We start from the raw sequence: 23,952 nt of genomic DNA, 5'->3' as shown, positions 1-23,952 counted from the left end.
AATGAATTTTGTTAGAGAATATGAATTTATGAATAACTATATTCCATAATGGAATAATAATACCTTATGTAAACTCAAGATATTGATTTAATTGAATTAAATAAAGATAAAAAATTAAAAATTTCATTCCAAATAATTCAACAAAACAAGCGCCATATAATTTTCCAATGCCAAACATCATCTATTTGTCATACGAATGATCATATTTAACTAGAAATAGATGACTAAATGGCACTTTCATCACAATTTATGCTTAAAAGCGATATAAATCGCATTATTAAACAATGCTTATATTCAACATCATGATGATCATATTGTTAACTTATTTAATAGTGATGAGTCTCCCCTCTCTTTTACTAAATATTACCTTTAACAAAATACATAGCAGTTCACATAAAACACCTACTCAATTCATTGATATATGTAATAAAAGTAACTTTTTACTTACACATAACTTTAACATTCATGCACTAATCTGCTCTCATTCAAGAGGCAATGAAGCCCAAATAACATTCTTTCTAGGGGATTAGAAAATGAAAAAAGTAGCATTGGCATCGGCAATTTTAGCGTCATTAACAGCAGGAACAGTAAACGCTGCAACTGTTTATCAAGATGATGATAAATCACTTAGTATTGGTGGTCGTGCTGAAGCGCGTTTTAACCTATCTGATGCAAATAAAGGTGCAGATGGCACTGGTAATGCTTTTAAAGATAAGAGCCGTGCCCGTATTAATCTAAAAGGTAAAGCAAAGATTTCTGATCAAGTTATTGCTTTTGGTAAATATGAAGCTGAAATCTCTGATAGTAGTGACTCTACTGTTAAGAGTCGTTACGTATATGCTGGATTTGATACTCAGGCAGGTGCTTTCTCTTATGGTAAGCAAGATTCAGCACAGGTTATGCTGACAGATTACACAGATATTCTTGCTACTTTCGGTGGTGACGGTGTTGATCTTGTTGATGGTAACAAAGATAAGCGTGAAAATAACTTTTTATACGCTGGTGAATTCAATAACTTCACAGTTTCAGCTAACTACATTGCTGAAAACAATAATGCATTAAAAGATTCAGACAGTTATGGTATTGCAGCACAATATGCCTTCCCATTCGGCTTAGCTTTAGGTGCGGGTTATGTACGTGGTCATGACGGTGTTGACGTTGATGCTAACCAATACAACTTAGCAGCAAGCTACGAATTCAATAATTTTTACGCAGCTGGTACTTATGCGAGTGGTAAAAACGGTAATACCGATCTAACTGGCTATGAATTAGCAACGGCTGTTAAAATGGGTAAATTTATTGCTCAAGCAGCATACAACTTTAAGCAATCTAAAGACGGCGGCGTAAAAACTGACAATGTAAATTACTTTGCGTTAGATGGCGTCTATAAGTTCAATAAAAACCTACGTACTTATGCAGGTTACCTATTTAACCGAATTGAAGGTGAAGATAACGAATTACAAGTGGGTATTCGTTACGACTTCTAAGTTAACCTAATCGGTAATACAAGCCAAGCCTCGTGCTTGGCTTTATTCTTTGCCGTCATCACTTCTTGATATATAACCCACCATCGATTTTCTCTATTGCTCTAACAGGCAAATCCCCCTTTCTCTATCAATAAACACACGTTATAGTAACAACATAATTTTGCAGGAGAGATTTTATGTTCGTAGTTATTTTTGGTCGCCCAGGTTGTCCATTCTGTGTACGTGCTAAGGAATTAGCAGAAAAAATTAAAGCAGAGCGCGACGACTTTAACTTCCGTTACGTTGATATTCATGCGGAAGGCATCAGTAAAGCGGATCTGGAAAAAACGGTAGGTAAACCCGTTGAAACAGTACCACAGATCTTTGTTGATCAAGAGCACATTGGTGGCTGTACTGAATTTGAAGCTTACTCTAAAGAACATAATCTACTGTTCCAATAAGAAAAGAATTCAGTTTATGAAAGGTCGATATTGTTCGGCCTTTTTTTATCTCTATTTTTTACTAACTGACAACGTAAATGAACAGTATTTTTAACGTACAGTAATCCGTTATATTTCCACTTTTATCCCTTCAGATAAAGAATACACACTCAGAAGTTATTAATACTAACTTTCAACATTTTTTTAGAATATACGCTATAACAGTCTGCAAAAATCAGCTAGAATTTGACAACTCTTACTTCTCCACTATTGTCGGAAATTCTGTTGTGAACATTGATGTAGCAGCACTTCTACACCATAATGATATTCTATTACTTTTTGTTGTTCTTGCCGTAGGTTTAAGTATTGGCAAAATACGCTTTGGTAAGATGAGCTTAGGTAATTCTATTGGCGTTTTAGTCACAGCACTGCTGTTTGGTAATGCTGGTTTTACTTTCGATACTGACGCTTTAAATATTGGCTTTATGCTGTTTATTTTTTGTGTGGGTATAGAAGCGGGTCCAAACTTTTTCGGCATCTTTTTTCGAGACGGTAAGCACTACCTTTTACTTGCGCTCGTCGTTTTGCTTTCCTCCATCGCGATAACCATGACAATGGCACATTATCTACATATGGATATTGGCCTTGCGACAGGTTTAATGGCGGGGTCATTAACTGCAACCCCAGTATTAGTGGGCGCTAAAGACGCATTAAATACTGGGCTTTCAGGTATTACCGATCCAACAATGATTAAACAGCTTACAGAAAGTTTAAGTGTTGGTTATGCGATGTCCTATTTAGTAGGTCTAGTGAGCTTGATATTCCTCGCGAAGCTCATGCCTACACTACAAAAACAAAATCTAGCTGAATCATCACAACAGATCGCACGTGAACGTGGTATTGGTGAAGTGGCACAGCGAAAAGTATATTTACCCATTATTCGCGCATACCGTGTTGGACCTGAACTGATTAATTGGATTGATGGTCGTAACCTTCGTGAGTTAGGTATCTACCGCCAAACAGGATGCTATATCGAACGCGTTCGTCGTAACGGTATTTTAGCTAACCCTGATGGTGATGCAATTTTACAAGAAGGTGATGAAATTGCGCTAGTGGGTTACCCCGACAGCCACGCTCGTCTTGATCCTAGTTTCCGTAATGGTAAAGAAGTGTTTGATCGTGATTTATTAGATCTTCGCATCATTGAAGAAGAAATCGTGGTAAAGAACGATGGTATTGCCGGTAAACGTTTATCTGAATTGAACCTGTCAGAGTACGGCTGTTTTTTAAACCGTGTGGTTCGTGCTCAAATCGAAATGCCGATGGATCACAACATTCTGTTAAACAAAGGTGATATTCTGCAAGTTAGTGGCGAGAAAAGTCGTGTTCATGGTTTAGCTGAACGTATTGGCTTTATTTCAATCCACAGCCAGATTGCAGATTTATTAGCTTTTTGTTGTTTCTTCATCATAGGTTTACTGCTTGGTTTAATTACCATGAAATTTGGTCATATTGCGTTTGGTTTAGGTAGTGCTGCAGGCCTTTTAATTGCAGGTATTACACTTGGATTTTTACGTGCAAACCACCCAACTTTTGGTTATGTCCCTCAAGGGGCGTTAAATATGGCAAAAGATTTAGGCTTAATGGTCTTTATGGTTGGTATCGGCTTAAGTGCAGGTTCTAACCTTTTTGAATCCATTGCTCATATCGGTTTAACTGTTTTTGTCACCAGTTTAATGGTGAGTGTGATCCCTGTCGTATTAGCCTATCTATTCGGTGCTTATGTACTGAAAATGAACCGTGCACTACTTTTTGGTGCCATCATAGGCGCGCGTACTTGTGCCCCAGCTATGGATATGATCAACGCTCATGCACGTAGTACTATTCCTGCTTTAGGTTATGCAGGTACTTATGCTATCGCCAACGTATTGCTCACTATTGCAGGTACGTTAATTATTATTCTAAAGTAATTATTGGCTTGAATGCTGCTCTTTCTAATAAGGGCTGGCTAATGAGTTCTCTTATGAGTCAGCCCCTATTCAGTCAAGATACCTACACTAAGACCTGTAGCGTTAATTTGTTATTAATCAAACCTTTTATTTAGTTAATAGCACACATAGCAATCTGACTTATAAATACCCATTCTGCTATAACGCTCAAATATTAAGTTTATGGCAATGATAAATAATGCGGATAATTGCAATATTTCGTACCATAGATATTTATAACTATAATCAGCAACCTTGGGTGCTTTAATTTATGCGAATTCTTATTGTCGAAGACGATGCAATCCTTAGCCATCACTTAAAATCTCAACTCAGTGAATTAGGCAACCAAGTTCAGTGTGCAAATACGGCAGAAGAAGGTTTATTCTTTGCTGAAAACTACCCCAATGATATTGCGATTGTTGATATTGGTTTACCCGACCGCGATGGGATTAGTTTAATTAAAGACATGCGTAAAAAGGGGCTTCGTCTTCCCATTCTTATTCTTACTGCGCGTTCAAATTGGCAAGACAAAGTAACAGGCCTTGAAGCTGGTGCTGATGACTACCTCGTTAAGCCATTCCAAAAAGAAGAAATGGTTGCTCGCTTAAGTGCACTCGTTCGCCGAAGCGCTGGTTTTGTAAAGCCGGAAATGACTGCAGGTGATATCCGTGTAGATCTCCTAGCGAAACAAGTTTATGTTCATGAAACATTATTAGAGTTAACCGCTTTTGAATATGACTTACTTGAATATCTCATGCGCCATAGCCGTCAGGTTGTATCAAAACAACGCCTACTCGATGTGTTATATGAAGATCAAGAAGGTGATCCAAATACAATCGAAGTTATGATTAGTCGTTTACGTAAAAAATTCACTAAAACAGGTCAAGATAACCCAATATCAACCATTCGTGGTCAAGGGTATATTTTTGAACTTAATGCCCAATGAATAAACTTATACAGCCGCGTTTAAGACGTCGAGTTTTAATCACCTCTGTCGCTATTATTGCTTTAGTCACATCAGCCTTAGCCGGTGTGATTAATAAGCTTTATTCTCAAAGCTATATGGCTTCATACTCTTCAGAGCTTGTCGCTCAAATGCCAATGGTGGTTGCTCAACTTAATCGTGCTGGCTTAATCAAAGATGTTGATAAGTGGATTGACTCTCTTGACCCATCAGACACCGATTATATTGCCGTCGTGTGTGATCAAGCTGATAACACCACATGGTTATCTCATGAAGCCAATAAAGCGAATTTAAAAAATGTTTGTCGTTATTTGCCTGAAAATATACCGACGCCTACCCTTATAAAAATGGGTGATAACAAAGGCTATATCGCTTATAACCTCAGTCGAGATAAAGAAAATGGCAACATTTATCAACTCGTTGTATTACGTTCAGCAAATGATTATGAAAAATCATTAGAAAAACTCCATCAACGTACCGCATTTTATCTCGGTCTTTTTGTACTTATTGCTGTTGCATTTCTCATTGCCGCCTTTCACTGGGGATTTCAGCCGTTACGCAAGTTAGCCTCTCAACTCGATCAAATGGCGGAAGCGAAACGAGAAAAACTCGATAATGATTACCCAATGGAGCTGCAAGAAGTCACTAAAGCAGTTAACCGATTAAACCGTATAAGTAGTGATCAAAAAGGACGTTACCGCCATGCGATGGATGATCTTGCTCATAGTTTAAAAACCCGTTTAGCGGCAACAAATGCATTATTGGATGATAAAACGTTAGAGCGCCACGAGCTAAATCAACGTATTATGGAGCAAATCAGCCAAATGGATGATCTTGTCCAATATCAGTTAAAACGGGCAATGGTAGGTCAGCAAGGGCTACAAAAAAGTAATTCTCAATTAATGCCGGTTGTGAATAGCCTTAGCTTAATGCTTGGCAAAATTTATGCGGATAAACAAGCTAAACTGCATTATCACTTCAATGAAGATATTATGTTGCCGCTAAATAAAGATGATTTAATGGAATTATTTGGCAATATGCTTGAGAACTCATTCCGTTTTTGTATCAGCCAAGTGCATATTACTGTGATAGAAACCAACACTCACTTTACCATTAAGATTGAAGATGACGGTCCAGGTGTAAAGCTTGATATGAGAGAAGCGATATTTCAACGAGGGGTACGTTCAGATCAGCTAAACCCAGGCCAAGGTATTGGTTTATCGGTATGTAATGAAATTATCGATAGCTATCAAGGAACGATCTATGTTGAAGATTCGCCATTAGAAGGGGCTGCATTTATTATTACACTGCCAAAACTTAATGACTGATAAATATTAGAAATTTATGGTAAACCGAATAATTGAATGTACATTGCTGAAACGCCAAAAATTTGACAGTCATTGGTAGACATTAATTTTATAATATTTAAAACTATCACTAGTAATTTATTAATAGCTAGGAGAGTTAATAAATGCAGTGCGAAAAATGTGCTAGTTTTGATGTGGGAAGAATAAAGCGAAAACTATGGCATAAGTTTTACATTAGAAGAATTTATCTCTGCAACCAATGTGGTTGGATGCATAAACAAAAAAAATAACAAATAGATTAACTTGATGAATCAAAACAATATAATAAAAAAACCGCCTTTCGGCGGTTTTTTTATTTTATTGTGAATTAGATGTCTTTCACATCAAATTCAACAACCGGATTCACATCTGCATCATAATCAACAGTGTCAATACCAAAACCAAATAGCTTTAAAAACTCATCTTTATATTGCTGATAGTCAGCGACATCAAATAAGTTTTCATTGGTTACGTTTGGCCATAAATCACGACAATGTTTCTGGATATCTTCGCGAAGTTCCCAATCATCTAGACGTAGACGGTTTTCGCCATCAACTTCAGGTGCCATGCCATCTGCTTTAAATAAGCGTTGATTGAACATACGTAAAATCTGCTGCATACAACCTTCGTGTACACCTTCTTCACGCATCTTCTTAAATACCATCGCAATATAAAGTGGCATAACAGGAATTGCTGCGCTAGCTTGCGTGACCACACTCTTAAGCACAGCAACATTTGCAGAACCGCCAGTTTTCGCTAGCTTCTCGTTTAGCTCTTTTGCTGCACGATCAAGATCCATCTTCGCTTGACCTAGCGCACCGTGCCAATAGATTGGCCAAGTAATTTCAGTACCAATGTAGCTATAAGCAACCGTCTTACAACCATCGGCTAAAACACCTGCATCAGATAGAGCATCAATCCAAAGTTCCCAATCTTGGCCGCCCATTACCGTTACAGTATCAGCAACTTCTTGCTCTGTAGCTGGCTCAATACTTGCTTCGATTAATACATCTTTATTGGTATCTACTGCTGTTGCTGTGTACGTCTCACCCATTGGTTTTAAGCATGAGCGAATAACTTCACCTGTTTCAGGTAATTTACGTACAGGTGATGCAAGTGAGTAAATCACCATATCAACCTGACCAAGATCTTCTTTGATCAAATCAATGGTTTTTTGTTTTGCTTCGTTAGAGAAAGCATCACCATTCAAGCTTTTTGAATAAAGACCTTCTTCTTTCGCAAACTTGTCAAATGCTGCTGAGTTATACCAACCTGCAGTACCTGGTTTTTTCTCTGTACCTGGTTTTTCAAAGAACACACCAATAGTTGCAGCACCACCACCGAATGCCGCAGCAATACGAGACGATAGGCCATAACCACTTGATGAACCAACGACTAGCACACGCTTAGGTGCGTTCGCAATGGGACCTTGTGCTTTTGTGTAAGCAATTTGCTCTTTTACGTTCTCTTCACAACCCACTGGGTGCGTTGTTGTACAAATAAATCCACGAGTTTTAGGTTTGATGATCATCTTCAACTTCCCTTACATAGTTGTTGATAGGATAAAAGGTTAGCGTCAAAATCGCATTAAATTTATGACAGAAAATGATAAAAAACGTAGTGGTTGGAGGTGTTACAGATATTTCTGGTCAAAAAAAGTGCCACGCTAAGCGTGGCACATGGGAGATTCCAGGTTTATATATCACTAACTAAGCTACCTAAGCTGCTTTTCCTGGTAGTATGCGAGCTTTTTTAAAATGGTCTGCACAAAAATGATCAACTTGAACCGCTTTTTGTCTTAGCTGTTCAGCATTTTCTATTTTTTTCTTCTCTGCTTCTGTGATTATTCCCACATCTAATGCAACTTGTAATTTATTTGTTAATGAAGCTTTGCGCGGGATCTCACCTCTACGTGTTGCTTTCATCAGTTTACGCTCTAAAGGTTTGATCTCGTGCATAGCTAAAAAAGCACGTTCCATAATCGCAACAGGATCATCCTCTTTATTACCAACATAGCAAAGGTGTGTTAATCGCTCACGATGTACACCAGGAGTCATTAATGCTTCTGCAATATCGATAGCGATCACATCTGATGGTGCATGGTAATGAATACCTAACGGAAAATTAATGGTACGTAATAGACGTCCAACTCCTTTACGAGGGAAGTTATTAAACACATCATTGAAAGCAATACCACACTGATGTAAACAATGTTCTACACCATATTTCACCATTGATAAATCTTGCTGTTGACGTCCTTCGTCTTCATAGCGTTTTAATACTGCCGACGCTAAATAAAGATGACTTAAAACATCGCCTAAACGTGCAGAGACTAATTCACGACGTTTTAACTCACCACCAAGGCTTAACATCGCAAAATCCGCACTCACTGCCAATGCCTTAGACATTCTTGCTAACTGACGATAATAAGGTGCAGTTTCACCACTCACTGGTACTCGATTAAAACGAGATCCAGAAAATGCATTCAGTAATGATTTGCTGACATTACCAATAGCAAAGCCTATATGTTTTGATAGCAACTTATCGAAGTCTTTTTCACCTTGCTGTTCATCTGGATTGGCAGCGGCTTCCATTTCACTCAGTACATAAGGGTGACAACGTGTTGCACCTTGACCAAAAATCATTAGGTTTCGAGTTAGAATATTCGCGCCTTCAACTGTGATTGCAACTGGCATACCAAAGTAGTGATGGCCTAAATAGTTCATTGGACCAAGCTGAATAGCACGACCAGCATGCACATCCATTGAATCATTGAGGATCGTTCGGCCCATTTCAGTCATATGGTATTTGGCAATCGCTGTAACTATCCCAGGGGTTTGCCCCATATCTAATGACGTCGTGGTTAAGGTACGAGCCGCTTCTAGCATATAGGTATAACCACCAATTCGACCTAAAGCTTGTGCAACACCTTCAAAATTACCAATTGAAGTACCAAATTGCTTACGAACAACGGAATATGCGCCTGTCGTTTTCGATGTTAAATGGCCAAAGGCAGCCCCTAATGCTGGAAGGGAAATACCACGACCTGCTGATAAACACTCCACCAGCATGCGCCAACCTTTTCCTGCATATTCTTGACCACCTATTAGCCAATCCATTGGAATGAACACATCATTACCACGTGTAGGTCCATTCATAAAAGCCATATTTAATGGGTCATGGCGTTCACCAATTTCAACACCAGGATGATCGGCGGGAATTAATGCACAGGTGATCCCTAATTCTTTTTTATCACCAAGCAGACCATCAGGATCTTTCATTTTGAAAGCCAGACCTAATACTGTTGCAACGGGTGCCAAGGTAATATAACGCTTGTTCCATGTTAGGCGTAAACCTAATACTTGTTCACCTTCATGCTCGCCATAACAAACAATACCTTCATCAGGAATACTACCGGCATCTGAGCCAGCTTCTGGCCCTGTTAATGCAAAACATGGAATATCTTTCCCGTTAGCTAAACGGGGTAACCAATAATTCTTCTGCTCTTCTGTTCCGTAATGAGTCAATAATTCACCCGGCCCTAGGGAATTAGGAACCATGACGCATACCGCAGCACTCAAACTCCGAGTTGCAATTTTGGCAACTATGGTTGAATTCGCATGCGCTGAAAAATTAAGGCCGCCGTATTCTTTACCAATAATTAACGAGAAAAACTTTTCATCACGTAAGTACTGCCACACCTCTGGCGATAAATCTTTATCTTCTTGAACAATCTGATAATCGTTTATCATGGCCAATAAGGTTTCTAGCTTAGTGTCGATAAACACTTGCTCTTCATCAGTAAGTTTTGGCTTAGGGTAGGTTAATAAGGTATTCCAATTAGGTTGCCCACTAAATAACTCACCGTCCCACCATACACTTCCCGCTTCCATTGCCTCGCGTTCTGTTTCAGATAACGGTGGCAACACTTTTTTAAACACCTTAAAGGCGGGATCGCTGAGATATCGTTTTCGCATTACAGATAAAGTGCTCATAGTTCAGATCCTTTTGCTTCGATTATTTTTATAATGACTACGTAGGTATACATTCGTTATTTAGTTTTAGACTTGCTTAACCAGAGAAATATTCGTTTCTATTGGCGCCCCAACCCCTGCTGCGAGATAAGGAACAAGACGATCAATTAAATCTTCAGTTTTCACATGATTCGAAAAATCGTTTTCTGCTATTTCACATAAAGCAGCGCTTGATGCCATCGTGAATACTGATGCACCTAATGTGAAATGTAAGCGCCAGAAAAGAGTTTCTGGATCTAAGGATGGATTAGCACGGCATACGGCAGTGACAAAAAGAGAGAGGACTTTGTCGTAACGGGTAACAATAAACCACCGTAAATGTCCCTGTACGTCAGTATAACCTCGCCCTAGTAATGACATAAAAACCGTCGCACCATTAGTTCGACAATCATTAAGGCTAACTAACGGTGACTTAGTACAGTGAAAGACATCTTCCATCGTAAAATCATCACGGGTTAAGAGTCTTTCTAATTCACTTTGCAACGCTGGCATAAAAATATCAAGGTAACGGCTGAGTACTGCACGTACCAATGTTTTCTTATCACCATAATGGTAATTAACAGAAGCAAGATTGACCCCCGCTTTACTTGTTATGGTCCGCAGCGACGTTTCGTTAAACCCATGCTCGGCAAATAACAGCTCAGCGGCATCTAGAATGCGACTTTTAGTTTCACCTTTTCCAGCCATTTTCATTCACCCGTATTAAACACACGTTTAAATACTACAACTCGTTAACACTTTTAACAAGTTTGCTATCTCATTTTGAGAGGTGAAATTTCAATAGCTCTTAAAGACAGATATAGTAAAAATTAGACATTAAATATCAACAAGTTAAAACAAACCACCATAACCAAGGTTAATAATTAATAAAATAGAATCGAAAAAAGCATATATTCGCGGAACTTAAACACATCGATTGAGTCTGACTACATGCCACTACTTTTTTGTTGAAGATTTTCCTTCATAGCCTACTCCTGTTATTGGAGTAGGTTTTATTTCCTTGCTGACTTTTGCTAAGTTGCCCTCTTATTTTTTAAACTCACCTATTAATATCTAGACACATATCATTTATAAAAGCGACGAAACGACTCACTTTTACATACAACTCCACGATACGAATAATAATAACAATTACTTTAGCTACTTATATAAATAACTATCACTAAAAATAATTAATCAATTAAATTAAAACATAACAGGATATCTAATTATCTTTATTTTTAGTTCTGTTAATTATAATTAAGAATGGTTATAAAATTAGTTTAACGATTAAAATAAACCAACACCCAATTTGTAATACATAATACAAATGGAGGTTTGCTCGCTTTTATTTCCCCGAAAATGAATCAAAAAAATCGTTTTAAATCAACGCTTTAATCGATTTAATATTTAGTTACATTTTAACTTGCCATCATTATTTTTATCGCTAGAATTCCCATACAGTATTAACGGGTAATATTTAATAAATATATATATTACTACGATCTATTTATTTGGTTTTTCACCGTATAAATATCATTAGAGAGAAATTCATGTTTGATAGAGCAAAGCAAATTCTTATTGCTGGTTTTTGTATTAATTTATGTATTGGTATTCTATTTACTTGGAGCGTATTTAAAAAAGCGCTAGTTGTTGATTTAGGATGGACAAACTCAGAAGCATCTCTGCCTTATACTGTTGCTATTATTACCTTCTCTATAACTCTTCTTTTAGCTGGTATTTTACAAGATAAATTTGGCCCTAAACGTGTATTAATAGCAGGTACAATTTGCTCTGGTTTGGGTTTAATCGCATCAGGTTACATCACAAACCCGACTCAACTTATTTTTACCTTTGGTATTCTTGCTGGTGGTGGCATTGGTTTTGGTTATGCTTGTTTAAGCCCTGCTGCAATGAAATGGTTTCATCCTTCGAAGCGCGGGCTTGTAAATGGCCTTATCGCTGCGGGCTTTGGGCTTGCTGGTGTTTATCTTGCTCCATTAATTACATCGTTAATAGGGAGTTACGGTATTAGCTATAGCTTCATTATTTTAGGTATTGCGCTTTTATGTATTGCTACACCATTAGCATTTACCATTACCAATCCACCTTCTCATTACGTACCTATCGCTTCATCTAAACAAACAAATAAGAAAGTAGCGGTGCCACAAAAAGAAATGCGCTGGACTGCTATGCTCAAAACGACTCAGTTTTATAGCATTTGGGTTATGTACCTTTGTGCATCATCAACAGGCTTAATGATCATTGGTAATATAACCTCTATCGCTTCGGCACAAGCAGGTATGACGGATGCTGCTCACCTTGTTGTTATTCTAGCTTTATTTAATACATCAGGCCGTGTGTTTGCTGGCATGCTATGCGACAAAATTGGTGGTCTTAAAACATTATCGTTGTCATTTATGTTATCTATTGCCAATATGATGTTGTTCCCTCATTACACAAGCCATATTGGTCTTATCATCGGTATGGCAACAGCGGGCTTATGTTATGGAACCTTACCTGCAGTATTTCCATCACTAACTGCAGGTTTCTATGGTTTGAAAAACTACGGTACAAACTATGGTGTCGTATACACAGCATGGGGTGTCAGTGGTTTCATTGGCCCCGTTATCGCCGCAGTTGCTGTTGATACCACAGGTAATTACAACCTCGCTTATTTCTACTCGGCAATTATCATGGGAATTGCATTTGTGTTTTCGCTGCTAACAAAGAATCCAGCAGTCAAAGCTGTGGCATCTGTCAAAAAAGAAGACAATGAAATGCTAAACACAAAAGTGACGGCCTAAACAGAACAAAGCAGTGTGGATATTATTTAAAAATCAATACATTAAGTAATCTCGATATTTTAATACTAAAAATATTCGAAAACTTAGGAACCTTTTTTAAAATCCTGAGTCTTAAATAATGTATTCAGATTGATAAAAGATTTCGCAAAACAAACATGTTTCAACAATTTTTATCATTGTAAATGCCACTACTGCTTTAACTCCTAATTGTAATTTTTAGTTTGCCCACTATTTTTGTGGGCTTTTTTTTGTAAAAAAGGTCTTTGACGGCCACCATAAAAAAAGATGACTTTTTTTTCACTTTTATTGAACTAACCTTAATTTCGTTAGTCTTACTAGTATGATTCATAATAAAACCTACTATGCCTTTGGTTTTGAATCAGTATTTTAAAGTTTTTTATTTATGTTAGATGTCCACTACTGCTGAACTTTTTGTAAAATTTACGGAACTTTTTATCCCATTAAAACATTTTTAATGGGATTTTTTTTATCTATTCAGATGACTTAAGTACTCAAAACGGTATTGTTGTGTGTTTTTTTGCCTGAAAACTATTTTTTTAAAAAGTTTTGAACCAAACCTAAAATTCAAAGTCTGAATATATAGAATCCATAATATTGGTGAGAATTGTTTAACTGGCCGTCGAACTTCTTCCAATACTCCTTATTGCCACTGCAATTATCCTTTAATTGCATATTTTTACGCTGAACTGTTGTTCAGCGTTTTTTTTATCTATTTAGACAGCATCAAATCTCTATGTTTAAGAACATAACCTAGATTCGTTAATGTCTTCGCAGCATCAATCACTTTTGCAGTACTACTTTCATCATCAGGTAAAAACTCCGGCAATGGCAATGATAATTGCTTCGCCATCTGAGTATAATACTTACTACGTGTAGGGTGAAAATCAGACGCTAAATGTAAGACAGGCATACTATCTTTGATACCAACCAACCTTACTATCGCTGCAACACAGTCTTCTAGGTGAATAAGATTAACGGGATTACTGCCTCCTTCTAAAGCGTTTCTACCCGCTAAAAATTTGACAGGATGACGGTCTTCACCAATCAGCCCCGATAACCGCACTATCGTTAATTGATCACCCCATTGAGTACGCAAACTATTTTCAATCTTCACATGTGTCAAAGCAGAATCGGTTAATGGCATCACATCATCGTCTTCAGCCACACGGCCTTTACGTCCATCATAAACTGACGTTGTACTAATAAATATAATGCGCTGACATCCTGATTGATAAGCCGCGTTAGAAAGGGATAACACATTCTGATAATGCTGCTCTTTATCAATACTATTGCGACCGGCAGCAATATTAATCACCATCACATCACTTGCTAACATCGTTGCTAAAGATGATACTTGAACATCTTCTGTTAATGGTAACTGCATTGGCACCCCATGTATGCCATATGCACTTAAAGCATTCGCCTCTCTCTCATTTCTTTTTGTACCGTAAACGTTATGGCCTTTTTTATATAATGCCTTTGCTAAGGGCAAACCAAGCCAACCACAACCGCATATAGCAATATTCATTTTTCAGCCTCAAATTACATCAAATCCATATAAGAAAAATAACACCAATGGCTTGAAGCTTTAAGTTTCTAATTAAAAATGATAACAAATTACATCAGTATAATTTTTCACTTTGTAAAATAACGCCTTAAATATGAAAGGAATACACACAAAGTTTCTGTATCCGCTCTTTTTTTGTAATTATTCATCGAATAGAGTTTCAAAACTGAAAGCCAAAAGTCGATCCCTGTCAAAAACTAATAAAATTAGCCTTAAAAAAGCGCTGATTAGCTAGGAGATAGTCAAAATTAAGTAGTATAGTTTCATTAAACAAGCATCTTGATGACAAGTTTGCTACAAATGAAATTCAATAACGAAGTGCATTATTAGCTATGAACACCATAGAAAAAATACAAAATAACTTAGAACACTTCAGTAAATCAGAGCGTAAAGTCGCCGAAGTTATTATTGCCTCCCCACAAACAGCTATCCACTCAAGTATCGCAACACTTGCCAAAATGGCGGATGTTAGTGAACCGACCGTTAACCGCTTTTGCCGTCGCTTAGATACTAAAGGATTCCCTGACTTTAAATTACATTTAGCGCAAAGCCTTGCGAATGGTACGCCTTATGTAAATCGTAATGTTGAAGAAACGGATGGGCCAGATGCCTATACCGCTAAAATTTTCGAATCAACAATGGCGTGTTTAGATGTCGCAAAAAATAGTCTCGATACGATGCAGATTAACCGCGCTGTCGATCTGTTAACACAAGCAAAAAAAATCTCTTTCTTTGGTTTAGGCGCTTCTGCATCCGTCGCTCACGATGCGCAAAATAAGTTTTTCCGTTTCAACATTCCTATTGTCTGTTTTGATGATATTGTGATGCAACGCATGAGCGTGATTAACTGCTCTGATGGCGATGTCGTCGTGGTTATATCTCACACAGGTCGCACTAAAAGTTTGGTTGAAATTGCACAAATGGCGCGTGCTAATGGAGCAACGGTTATTGGTATTACGGCAAAAGATTCACCGTTAGAACGTGAATGCTCCTTATCTATTTGCCTAGACGTACCAGAAGACACTGATATTTACATGCCAATGGCGAGCCGTGTTGTACAAATGACCGTTATTGATGTGTTAGCAACAGGGTTTACTCTTCGTCGTGGTGCAGGGTTTAGAGATAACTTAAAGCGCGTAAAAGAATCGCTTAAAGACTCCCGCTTTTCTAAAGACAGTTCAACGCTGTAACACTTTAAAAGCGAAGCCTTAGCTTCGCTTTTTTATTCGCAACGTTTTCATTACATATTTTTTGTTACAACAAAAATGAATAACAAAAGTGACAGTTCATTGTCTTTTGATATACATCATTAAGCAAAATCTGCGAGATATGGTATCAAAACTATCTCATGTTTTATTGCCGACTTGGTAATCATCACTCTCAAACCAAGTGCTCAATAAAGCTCGTTTCTATAAATTGGAGTTTCACATGACTGAACGCCTAAGACGTACAAAAATTGTAACCACTTTAGGTCCTGCAACTGATCGTGATAATAACCTTGAAAAAATCATCGCGGCAGGTGCCAATGTTGTACGTATGAATTTCTCTCACGGCAGCCCAGAAGATCATATCCAACGCACTAAGCAAGTACGTGAAATTGCAGCTAAGCTTGGTAAAAACGTAGCAATTCTAGGTGATTTACAAGGCCCTAAAATTCGCGTATCTACGTTTAAAGAAGATAAAATCCAGCTTGCTATTGGTGATAAATTTACCCTTGATAGTGATCTACCTAAAGGCGAAGGCGATCAGTTTGCTGTCGGTCTCGACTACAAAGAATTACCTAAAGATGTGACAACAGGTGACATCCTGCTATTAGATGATGGCCGTGTACAATTAAAAGTAACAGCTGTTGAAGGTAATAAAGTACACACTGAAGTGACAGTCGCCGGCCCATTATCAAATAACAAAGGCATTAACAAAAAAGGCGGCGGCCTTTCAGCAGAAGCCCTAACAGATAAAGATAAAGCCGACATTTTAACAGCTGCGGCAATGGGCGTTGATTATCTTGCCGTATCATTCCCACGTAATGGCGAAGACATGAAATATGCGCGCCGATTAGCCACTGAAGCAGGCCTAAATGCAAAATTAGTCGCTAAAGTTGAACGTGCTGAAGCGGTAGCAACAACCGAAGCAATGGACGATATCATCCTTGCATCTGACGTTGTTATGGTTGCTCGTGGTGATCTTGGTGTTGAAATCGGCGATCCTGAACTTGTTGGTGTGCAAAAGAAACTGATTCGCCGTGCTCGTAGCTTAAACCGTACGGTGATTACAGCAACACAAATGATGGAATCCATGATCACTAGCCCAATGCCAACACGTGCAGAAGTTATGGATGTTGCTAACGCTGTACTTGATGGTACCGATGCCGTCATGCTTTCCGCGGAAACGGCTGCGGGACAATTTCCTGAAGAAACTGTAAAAGCAATGGCAAGTGTTTGTTTAGGCGCAGAAAAAGAGCCAAGTATTAACGTGTCTAACCACCGTTTAGATCGATTCTTCTCATCGCCTGAAGAAACGATTGCAATGTCAACCATGTATGCTGCAAACCACATGGAAGGCGTAAAAGCGATGGTTGCAATGACTGAATCGGGTCGTACACCGTTGATGATGTCGCGCATTACCTCCGGTTTACCCATTTTCGCACTATCTCGTAACGAAAATACCTTAAACCAAGCTTCATTATACCGTGGCGTAACACCTGTATTTTTCAATCGTGATAGCGATGCTGGTTTAGAAGCGGCAAAACATGCGTTAGATGTACTTCGTGATGCTGGATTTGTTAAAGTGGGCGATCTTGTGATCATCACTCAAGGTGATGTGATGGATACCATTGGTTCAACTAACAATATGCGTATTCTAACTGTCGAGTAATCTATTTATCTCGTACAAAAACGCACTAAAAGGCAACGTTCGCGTTGCCTTTTTTATTACTTATTTTTAAGGCGCTGACCACGTAACTGGCGCAGTCCACTGCTGATTAATCAATGACGTTAGAACATGATCTTGCCACTTTCCATCAATTAATAAGTACGCTTTTGCTAGCCCTTCTTTTTCGAAACCGACGGAGTGTAGTACGCTGGCACTTCTTTTGTTATGTGGCATGTAGGCGGCCATAATGCGATGAAAACCTTTTACTTCGAACATCCAGTTCACCGTCTCTTTTAATGCCCGACGCATAATAGCTCGCCCTTGGTAGTCTTGATCAAGGGAGTAGCCAACATGACACGCATGAAAAGGAAATTTCACTAAATTACTGTAGTTAATCACGCCAATAATATCGTCAGTGCTTCGGTCTTCAATCACAAAATAAAATGCCATTTCATGACGATGTAAGGTAGCTATTTGTTCGACTCTTTTTTGCCAACCCAGCTCTGAATAAAACAATTCATTACGCATCGGCTCCCAGGCTTTGAGAAAATCACGATTTTTTTGATAATACGTTGTTATCTTTGCCACATCCTGACTAGAAATAAGCCTAATTTTTATATCATCAAGCGCAATTGTGGATGAACGGTTTATAATTGAATGGAACAAACTATTACCTCGACACAAGGATGTTAATAAGAGGTGCTGAGCATTGTCGTAAGATTAGCATAACTAATAAACATATTGTTATATGTTATCAAACTGTTATCTGTTAATCTTAGCTTAGCAATGTTATTAATTACTAACGCATTTAGTGAGTTATGGATGTATTACGATTGTATAGAAACTGAACTAGGCAGCATTATGTTGCTAGCCGACCATCAAGGCTTAAGAAGGTTAACTGTCAATAGTCCTGGCTATTACCCTGATGAGTCATGGCAGCATAACCCCTCTTTTATGAGACCCTTCATTAGGCAACTAAAAGAATATCTCTTAGGCTCACGTAAACGCTTTACCTTCCCTCTCGCTCCTCAAGGAACGATGTTTCAACAGCAAATATGGCATGCTATTGCTGATATTCCCTTCGGTGAAACATCCAGTTACGAACAAATCGCGCTTGATATTGGCAATTCAGCTGCAAGCCAAGCTATAGGCATGGCAAAGAATGTAAATCCTATTCCTATCATTATCCCTTGTCACCGTGTACTTAATAGCAATCAAAATCTTTGCGGCTATCGTTATGGTGCTGAAATGGTAGAGCTATTACTTGCATTAGAGTCAGGTAAAGCCATTCTTATTAAAGAACCACAACATGAAATAGCATAACGCCAATACTAGATTGATTTTCGAGTTCACAAAAAAGAGATAATAAATATTATCTCTTTTTCTTTTATATCCACAGTAATTAGCTACGCTTACTTAAACCATATTCTCGTAATTTATTAGCAACGGCAGTATGTGATACGCCTAACCGTTTCGCTAATTTGCGGGTAGATGGGTAACTTCGATAAAGATTCGATAAAATACCAGATTCATAACGTTTCATGATCTCATCAAGAGAACCATCTAATATTTCATCACTGATAATACTACTTGATTCATTTTCAGGTAACTGTACATCATCTGATGTCATGACCGTATTCTCAAGTTGTGTCATCGCACGGAATAGCACATTACGTAATTGGCGAATATTACCAGGCCATGCATATTGCTTTAAGTATTCTGCCAACTCCTCAGATAGCTGAGGTTTAGGCTGATGTAATTCTTGTGATAACTGAGTTAAAAATAATTCAGCTAACGGTACTATATCTGCCGATCTTTCACGTAATGGTGGAACAACCAAAGCAAGAACATTTAAGCGATAATATAAGTCTTCGCGGAAATCACCTGATGCAACTAAATCTGGTAGCTTTTTCTGGGTAGAGCAGATTACGCGAAGATTAACCTTTTTCTCAGCTTCTTCACCCACGCGTCGGAATGTACCATCTTGTAAAAAGCGTAGTAATTTAATTTGTAGGTGTTTTGACATCTCACCAATTTCATACAAGAAAACAGTACCACCATCCGCTTGCTCAAAAATACCTTTTTTACTTGGCTCGGTTGTACTGCCAGCAAAACCAAATAGCTCAGTTTCGGCGGCGTTATCAGGCATAGATACGCAGTTTACAACTAAAAATGGTTTCTCTCGTCGTATAGAACGTTGGTGACATGCGCGGGCTAACATTTCTTTACCTGTTCCCGTTTCACCTTGGATCAATAACGGTGCATCTAATAAAGCCAACTTTTTCGCTTGAGCTAATAAATGCTTAAAACGCGATGATTGCCCGACTAAATGCTCAAAACCACTGTCGCCATCTAACTGGCGAGTCACAATCGGCATGGTTGCTTCAGACAGTGATTTTAGAAGAATAAGAGCACTGGCAAAAACAGGTATATCGGTTTCATCGTTAATATAAACAGGCATGACTTCCATTTGGTAATCTAAACCTGCAATCACCACCATCTCAGTATGTTTTTCAGCCTGTTTTGTTTCTAACCAACGCTGAACATTAAAGCCAAAGAGCGTATGAACATTTTCGTGATAAAGTGATCCCTGATGATGAGCCAATAACCTTTCAGCGGCTTGATTGGCAAAATCAATTTTTCCGTTTAAATCGATGGAAAAAAAGGGATCAGGCAAGGTTTGAAGTAATGCAGAAAGCTCTGTATGTTCACGTTCACTCGGCATGAAATTTATTTTTCTTACATCTGTTACGCCATCTAACTGCCTTATTTGCGACATTAGATGACTAAACTGTTCAAATTCAATTTCAGGACAATTGAGATAAATGATACCAATGCGATCAATTTCAATCCCTCGAAGATCAATCTCCTGACTAGTCAGAATATCGAGTAGCTCGCGAGTCATTCCAACCCGATCTTCACAAAATACCTGTAGTCTCATTCTTTACGCCTTCTCAATATAAACTTTCCATTGTTAAGTTCGAAACATTCGGCTTATCAGAATAACAACAACAAAAAGCAATGACTTAATTCTTCAATTTCAACTCATACCACAAACAAAAATATAGGTATTAATATGAGTTTACACTTAGGTGTCAACAATTCCTGACACTTTTAACAGTGTGCGACTAACGCTAAATTGAGTCAAGTCTCCTGCTCAGAATCAAGCCATTTATAATTAAAAAATAACGTTATGCTTTTAGTATCTATTGAACTAACAGCGCCTTTATTTTAAGTATGACGGATTAAATCATTCATGATAGGTAGCTCACTTGAGCTAGGAAAAACTATATCGAGTTGCTTAGTTGTTGCCCCTAAATGTGAATGCAATACCGTTTTACATATAGAGCGAATATCCGTCGTTGGAGCTAAATCTCTTCCTTTGTATTGCTGAGATTTCGCTAACCCTGGCCATTTTGTTATCACTTGATTTCCACTCACCGCACCTCCCGCTATCAACATTGCGTTAGCCGTACCGTGATCGGTTCCCTTAGTTCCATTTTCAGCAACTGTTCGGCCAAATTCACTCGCGGCTATAACCACCGTTCGCGACCAAGCCTCACCTAACTGTGATTTTAAAGCTGAAAGTCCCTCATCAAGTTTCTTTAATTGGCTCGCTAAACGACCTTTAACCGCGCCTTCTCCTGCGTGTGTATCCCATCCACCTAACTCTAATACCGCAATATTCGGTCCATTTTCCGACGTTAAAAATTTCCCTGCTTGTTGCGCCAAAGCATGAAATTGTTGGCCGCCTTTTACATGACCTGCCATTTTTTCAATGTCTAATGCATTAATAAAGTTGTCAGATAACGTCTGATCGCTTTGATACATATCCTGCAACAATTCAGCTTGTTGCTGCTTAATCTTCAATTTATGTGGATACCAACTATCAGCTTGGGCATTACCTTGAACAATTAAAGGTAAACCAGAATCTATGGCTATCGTATGCTGCTTGTTATCAACAGATAAAAAGCGATTTAGCCAACCATCTCGATGTAACGGATCCTCAGTTCCATTTTCTAATACTTTCTGCCCATCAAAATGTGAGCGCTGACGATAAGGTGATGCACACGCATGAATAAAAGCCATCTCGCCTTGTTGATACCACTGATAACAACTCTTTAGTGCTGGATGTAAACCAAAGAAATCATCGAGTTTATTAAGCTGATTTTTATGTAATCCAATCGACGGTCTTTGCGGTAAATAGTCTTTATCTCCATAGGGTACAACCACATTTAACCCATCCATTGCACCGCGCAATGTAATCCATACAAAAATATTTGCCGACTGTGTTTTCGCAAAAGCGACAGATGGTAATGCACTGCATACCCCAACCGCAGCTAAAGATTTTAAGAACATACGGCGATCAAATATATTATCCATCACGATCTCGCTATCGATACATAAACTGTAGGCTTAGCCATAATAAAACCAACTTCGTTATCGCACCGTTAGCCTTATTCATTGCAAGCTCTGTATGTTGATCAAGATCTTTTCCATAAAGATTATTGACCACTTGTTTTACCAACTGAAGCGGTTTGACTTTTTTCTTCTTCGCTTCTCTTACCGCAAGTACCGCAAATGTATTTGCTACTTGCCAACGTTGTATCAACGCTGAAGAACTATTGAAATCACTATCTTGATCAGACCAACCCGCCGGAGAACCTGCCATAAATGGCTGTTGTCCCAACAACCTCAATTGTTGAGTAATTTTGTGTTCCGATGGGTTGAGATCAGCACTACGTAAAAGCGCAAATAACCATTCTTGCGGCGTTCTAAACCGAAGAGGCGCAGCCGTATTCACTTCAGGCTCTTGCAATAATCTCTTATAAACAGGCTGTAATTCACCGTTATTTTTTAGATAAACACCGGCTAAATCATCCACTAGCTCCTTCTTGGGCTGGCCAATAAAGTGTTGAGCTAATTTAGTTGCCAAATGCCTTGCGGTTTGTTAATGCAATGCAAGATCTTTTAAGCACGCTTCTCCCTGTCCAATCCCTGTTTGTGCGTAACGCTGACCTAATAACATCACATCACCAGGTTGATGCGCCCAAGCTGCAAATTTAAACCCAGGATTTTGCTTATCAAAACTGACCATCCAGCCTGTTATCGCATGTGCTAATTGGATAACATCTTGCTGACTGTAACCGCCATCAACCCCTAAGGTATGTAACTCCATAATTTCACGAGCGAGATTTTCATTGAGTCCCTTATGGCGTTTCTTACCCAATTTAGAATCAGGCCCTATCGATAGATTATTATCGAGAAACATCAACATTGTTGGGTGCTTAATCGTTGCTTGAAGCATATCGGCAAAATTACCATTCCAGTGTTGGCGTATTACCTCATTCTCAATCCCAGCAATAATCGGTTTTACTTTGCGCGTATCGGCAGAGACTGCAAAATGGTTACTCCAAAATTGAATTAAACGTTCTTGAAAACTATTGGAGGAATGCAATGTTTGTAGATTACGTGCAGATACTTGCTGTTCATAACTCAGATTAAAAAATTGATTAACCTGCTTTTGAACGGCACGCTTTTCATTCGGGGATTTTTTTAATTTTTTACGCTGTTGATTAAATTGACCGATCTGAACCAAAATATTATTCGTCGAAGGTAAAGACTGTAGAGCGGTATCAATATATGGTTTAGTTGAGATCTGCTCTGCCAGCGTTAATACATGCTGATCATTCAGTTTGGGGCCAAAGCCAAATCGTTGCTCAGTGATGATGGCTGCCGTTGGATAATAATTCACCTTGTTGTCCTTATCATTAACCCAAGGATACGATAACGACTCTAACGTAAATAAGCTTCAGAGAATGTAAAGTGTTGTAAAGATGCTATCTTGACGACATAACAAGAAAATAAGTATTTAATTTTCAATCTTCTAACACCCCAACTCTTATTTATGTTTAAGCTGATTCTTTTAACAATAGAGTAAATCATGAATAAACTGAGCATATTACTTCCCTTAGTCATCACTCTATTTGGTTGCGATGCACAAAGCTCAGCCAAGCAAGTCGAGACGACGGCAGAAAATCTATGTGGTAACGGTGAATTTGTTTTATCACTGCCAAAAGACATGGATCAGTACCAACAAAAAATGGCAGATTTTATTCAGGCAGGTGGTACAGATCCTTTTGATAAAACTGCCTTTACTGATACTTGTAAAAAACCTCGTAACGGTAAAATAGACTTAAAATACATTGCAGAACAAGCAGCACTTGCAACGCTCCCCTACCCCGATGCAGCTAAAGTACTTTATTTTAAGCAACAGCAAGGCACACTTTATATTGTGCTATCTGCACAAGAAAACGGATGGGCAGGCGTGTCTACCGCACTCGGAACTTCGATGCCAGTTATAATTCGTAATATTCAACTTAATAGCACCATTAAAAATATTAAATTTGGCTATGCGCCTGGAGATGAAAGTCTCGCTATCGTTAAATAAGATGAACAAAGTGGTCAA

17 protein-coding genes and 1 pseudogene are annotated in these 23,952 nt (G+C 38.4%); 10 read left to right on the top strand and 8 right to left on the bottom strand.

Going from position 1 to position 23,952, the window contains the following annotated elements:
- Window positions 1–533: 533 nt before the first annotated feature.
- The 5 genes from C9J42_RS02240 (at window position 534) to C9J42_RS02220 (ending at window position 6,186) form a co-directional block, all read left to right on the top strand.
- The gene (locus C9J42_RS02240; protein WP_107205723.1) at window positions 534–1,487 is read left to right on the top strand and encodes a porin; all 954 of its coding nucleotides are present in this window, start codon (window positions 534–536) and stop codon (window positions 1,485–1,487) included.
- A gap of 176 nt (window positions 1,488–1,663) precedes the next feature.
- Window positions 1,664–1,927 (top strand): GrxA family glutaredoxin, encoded by a 264-nt coding sequence (locus C9J42_RS02235; protein WP_008986743.1) that lies wholly within the window; start codon window positions 1,664–1,666, stop codon window positions 1,925–1,927.
- A 266-nt stretch (window positions 1,928–2,193) separates the two neighbouring features.
- Window positions 2,194–3,876, top strand: a complete 1,683-nt coding sequence (locus C9J42_RS02230) for an aspartate:alanine antiporter (RefSeq protein WP_045083035.1) — start codon at window positions 2,194–2,196, stop codon at window positions 3,874–3,876.
- A 289-nt stretch (window positions 3,877–4,165) separates the two neighbouring features.
- Window positions 4,166–4,840, top strand: a complete 675-nt coding sequence (locus C9J42_RS02225; protein ID WP_005367047.1) for a response regulator — start codon at window positions 4,166–4,168, stop codon at window positions 4,838–4,840.
- Complete coding sequence (locus C9J42_RS02220) at window positions 4,837–6,186, top strand: ATP-binding protein (RefSeq protein ID WP_107205722.1); 1,350 nt, start codon at window positions 4,837–4,839, stop codon at window positions 6,184–6,186. Before C9J42_RS02225 ends, C9J42_RS02220 begins: the two co-directional genes overlap by 4 nt.
- A 346-nt stretch (window positions 6,187–6,532) precedes the next feature.
- On the opposite strand, the gene fabV is transcribed toward C9J42_RS02220, so the two are convergent.
- The 3 genes from fabV to C9J42_RS02205 all read right to left on the bottom strand — a co-directional run bounded on the left by fabV (window position 6,533) and on the right by C9J42_RS02205 (window position 10,925).
- The gene (fabV, locus tag C9J42_RS02215; protein WP_107205721.1) at window positions 6,533–7,735 is read right to left on the bottom strand and encodes an enoyl-ACP reductase FabV; all 1,203 of its coding nucleotides are present in this window, start codon (window positions 7,733–7,735) and stop codon (window positions 6,533–6,535) included.
- A 187-nt stretch (window positions 7,736–7,922) separates the two neighbouring features.
- A complete protein-coding gene (locus tag C9J42_RS02210; RefSeq protein ID WP_107245458.1) occupies window positions 7,923–10,199 on the bottom strand; it encodes an acyl-CoA dehydrogenase in 2,277 nt (758 codons plus the stop codon).
- A gap of 66 nt (window positions 10,200–10,265) precedes the next feature.
- The gene (locus C9J42_RS02205; RefSeq protein ID WP_107205928.1) at window positions 10,266–10,925 is read right to left on the bottom strand and encodes a TetR/AcrR family transcriptional regulator; all 660 of its coding nucleotides are present in this window, start codon (window positions 10,923–10,925) and stop codon (window positions 10,266–10,268) included.
- An 845-nt stretch (window positions 10,926–11,770) separates the two neighbouring features.
- Here C9J42_RS02205 and C9J42_RS02200 point away from each other — a divergent pair.
- On the top strand, window positions 11,771–13,024 hold the full coding sequence (locus C9J42_RS02200; protein ID WP_107259500.1) for an OFA family MFS transporter: 1,254 nt from the start codon (window positions 11,771–11,773) through the stop codon (window positions 13,022–13,024).
- Between the two features lie 730 nt (window positions 13,025–13,754).
- On the opposite strand, the gene C9J42_RS02195 is transcribed toward C9J42_RS02200, so the two are convergent.
- On the bottom strand, window positions 13,755–14,573 hold the full coding sequence (locus C9J42_RS02195) for a sugar nucleotide-binding protein (protein ID WP_107259498.1): 819 nt from the start codon (window positions 14,571–14,573) through the stop codon (window positions 13,755–13,757).
- Between the two features lie 371 nt (window positions 14,574–14,944).
- Here C9J42_RS02195 and C9J42_RS02190 point away from each other — a divergent pair, with 371 nt between their 5' ends.
- Both C9J42_RS02190 and pyk read left to right on the top strand, forming a co-directional pair.
- Entirely contained in the window at window positions 14,945–15,802 is an 858-nt protein-coding gene (locus tag C9J42_RS02190; RefSeq protein WP_005367039.1) for a MurR/RpiR family transcriptional regulator, read from the top strand.
- Between the two features lie 238 nt (window positions 15,803–16,040).
- The gene (gene pyk, locus C9J42_RS02185) at window positions 16,041–17,486 is read left to right on the top strand and encodes a pyruvate kinase (RefSeq protein WP_107205717.1); all 1,446 of its coding nucleotides are present in this window, start codon (window positions 16,041–16,043) and stop codon (window positions 17,484–17,486) included.
- Window positions 17,487–17,552: 66 nt separating this feature from the next.
- Here pyk and rimJ read toward each other — a convergent pair whose 3' ends face one another.
- Window positions 17,553–18,149 carry a ribosomal protein S5-alanine N-acetyltransferase gene (gene rimJ / locus C9J42_RS02180; protein ID WP_107205716.1) on the bottom strand — a complete coding sequence of 199 codons (597 nt, stop codon included), beginning with the start codon at window positions 18,147–18,149 and terminating at the stop codon, window positions 17,553–17,555.
- A gap of 75 nt (window positions 18,150–18,224) precedes the next feature.
- Here rimJ and C9J42_RS02175 point away from each other — a divergent pair, with 75 nt between their 5' ends.
- On the top strand, window positions 18,225–18,806 hold the full coding sequence (locus C9J42_RS02175; protein ID WP_181316921.1) for a methylated-DNA--[protein]-cysteine S-methyltransferase: 582 nt from the start codon (window positions 18,225–18,227) through the stop codon (window positions 18,804–18,806).
- 79 nt (window positions 18,807–18,885) lie between these two features.
- Here C9J42_RS02175 and tyrR read toward each other — a convergent pair whose 3' ends face one another.
- The 3 genes and pseudogenes from tyrR to C9J42_RS02160 all read right to left on the bottom strand — a co-directional run bounded on the left by tyrR (window position 18,886) and on the right by C9J42_RS02160 (window position 23,238).
- Window positions 18,886–20,424, bottom strand: coding sequence for a transcriptional regulator TyrR (tyrR, locus tag C9J42_RS02170; RefSeq protein WP_107205715.1), 1,539 nt, complete (start codon window positions 20,422–20,424; stop codon window positions 18,886–18,888).
- Window positions 20,425–20,714: 290 nt separating this feature from the next.
- Window positions 20,715–21,866, bottom strand: a complete 1,152-nt coding sequence (locus tag C9J42_RS02165; protein WP_107245462.1) for a DUF1501 domain-containing protein — start codon at window positions 21,864–21,866, stop codon at window positions 20,715–20,717.
- A 10-nt stretch (window positions 21,867–21,876) separates the two neighbouring features.
- Window positions 21,877–23,238, bottom strand: a pseudogene (locus C9J42_RS02160) (DUF1800 family protein).
- 189 nt (window positions 23,239–23,427) lie between these two features.
- On the opposite strand from C9J42_RS02160, the gene C9J42_RS02155 reads away from it, so the two are divergent.
- On the top strand, window positions 23,428–23,934 hold the full coding sequence (locus tag C9J42_RS02155; protein WP_107205712.1) for a hypothetical protein: 507 nt from the start codon (window positions 23,428–23,430) through the stop codon (window positions 23,932–23,934).
- The last annotated feature ends 18 nt before the right edge of the window (window positions 23,935–23,952 follow it).

The sequence above is a fragment of the Photobacterium sp. GB-56 genome, from assembly GCF_003026105.1.
Taxonomy (GTDB): Bacteria; Pseudomonadota; Gammaproteobacteria; order Enterobacterales; family Vibrionaceae; genus Photobacterium.
The sequence above is the reverse complement of the archived record's forward strand: the minus strand, read 5'-3'. Positions and strand labels throughout refer to the sequence as shown.

Coding starts and splice junctions, on each gene's coding strand:
- C9J42_RS02240 (WP_107205723.1), top strand. CDS start 534: ATGAAAAAAGTAGCATTGGCATCGGCAATTTTAGCGTCATTAACAGCA.
- C9J42_RS02190 (WP_005367039.1), top strand. CDS start 14,945: ATGAACACCATAGAAAAAATACAAAATAACTTAGAACACTTCAGTAAA.
- fabV (WP_107205721.1), bottom strand. CDS start 7,735: ATGATCATCAAACCTAAAACTCGTGGATTTATTTGTACAACAACGCAC.
- C9J42_RS02200 (WP_107259500.1), top strand. CDS start 11,771: ATGTTTGATAGAGCAAAGCAAATTCTTATTGCTGGTTTTTGTATTAAT.
- C9J42_RS02205 (WP_107205928.1), bottom strand. CDS start 10,925: ATGGCTGGAAAAGGTGAAACTAAAAGTCGCATTCTAGATGCCGCTGAG.
- C9J42_RS02195 (WP_107259498.1), bottom strand. CDS start 14,573: ATGAATATTGCTATATGCGGTTGTGGTTGGCTTGGTTTGCCCTTAGCA.
- C9J42_RS02155 (WP_107205712.1), top strand. CDS start 23,428: ATGAATAAACTGAGCATATTACTTCCCTTAGTCATCACTCTATTTGGT.
- pyk (WP_107205717.1), top strand. CDS start 16,041: ATGACTGAACGCCTAAGACGTACAAAAATTGTAACCACTTTAGGTCCT.
- C9J42_RS02165 (WP_107245462.1), bottom strand. CDS start 21,866: ATGGATAATATATTTGATCGCCGTATGTTCTTAAAATCTTTAGCTGCG.
- C9J42_RS02210 (WP_107245458.1), bottom strand. CDS start 10,199: ATGAGCACTTTATCTGTAATGCGAAAACGATATCTCAGCGATCCCGCC.
- C9J42_RS02225 (WP_005367047.1), top strand. CDS start 4,166: ATGCGAATTCTTATTGTCGAAGACGATGCAATCCTTAGCCATCACTTA.
- tyrR (WP_107205715.1), bottom strand. CDS start 20,424: ATGAGACTACAGGTATTTTGTGAAGATCGGGTTGGAATGACTCGCGAG.
- C9J42_RS02220 (WP_107205722.1), top strand. CDS start 4,837: ATGAATAAACTTATACAGCCGCGTTTAAGACGTCGAGTTTTAATCACC.
- C9J42_RS02235 (WP_008986743.1), top strand. CDS start 1,664: ATGTTCGTAGTTATTTTTGGTCGCCCAGGTTGTCCATTCTGTGTACGT.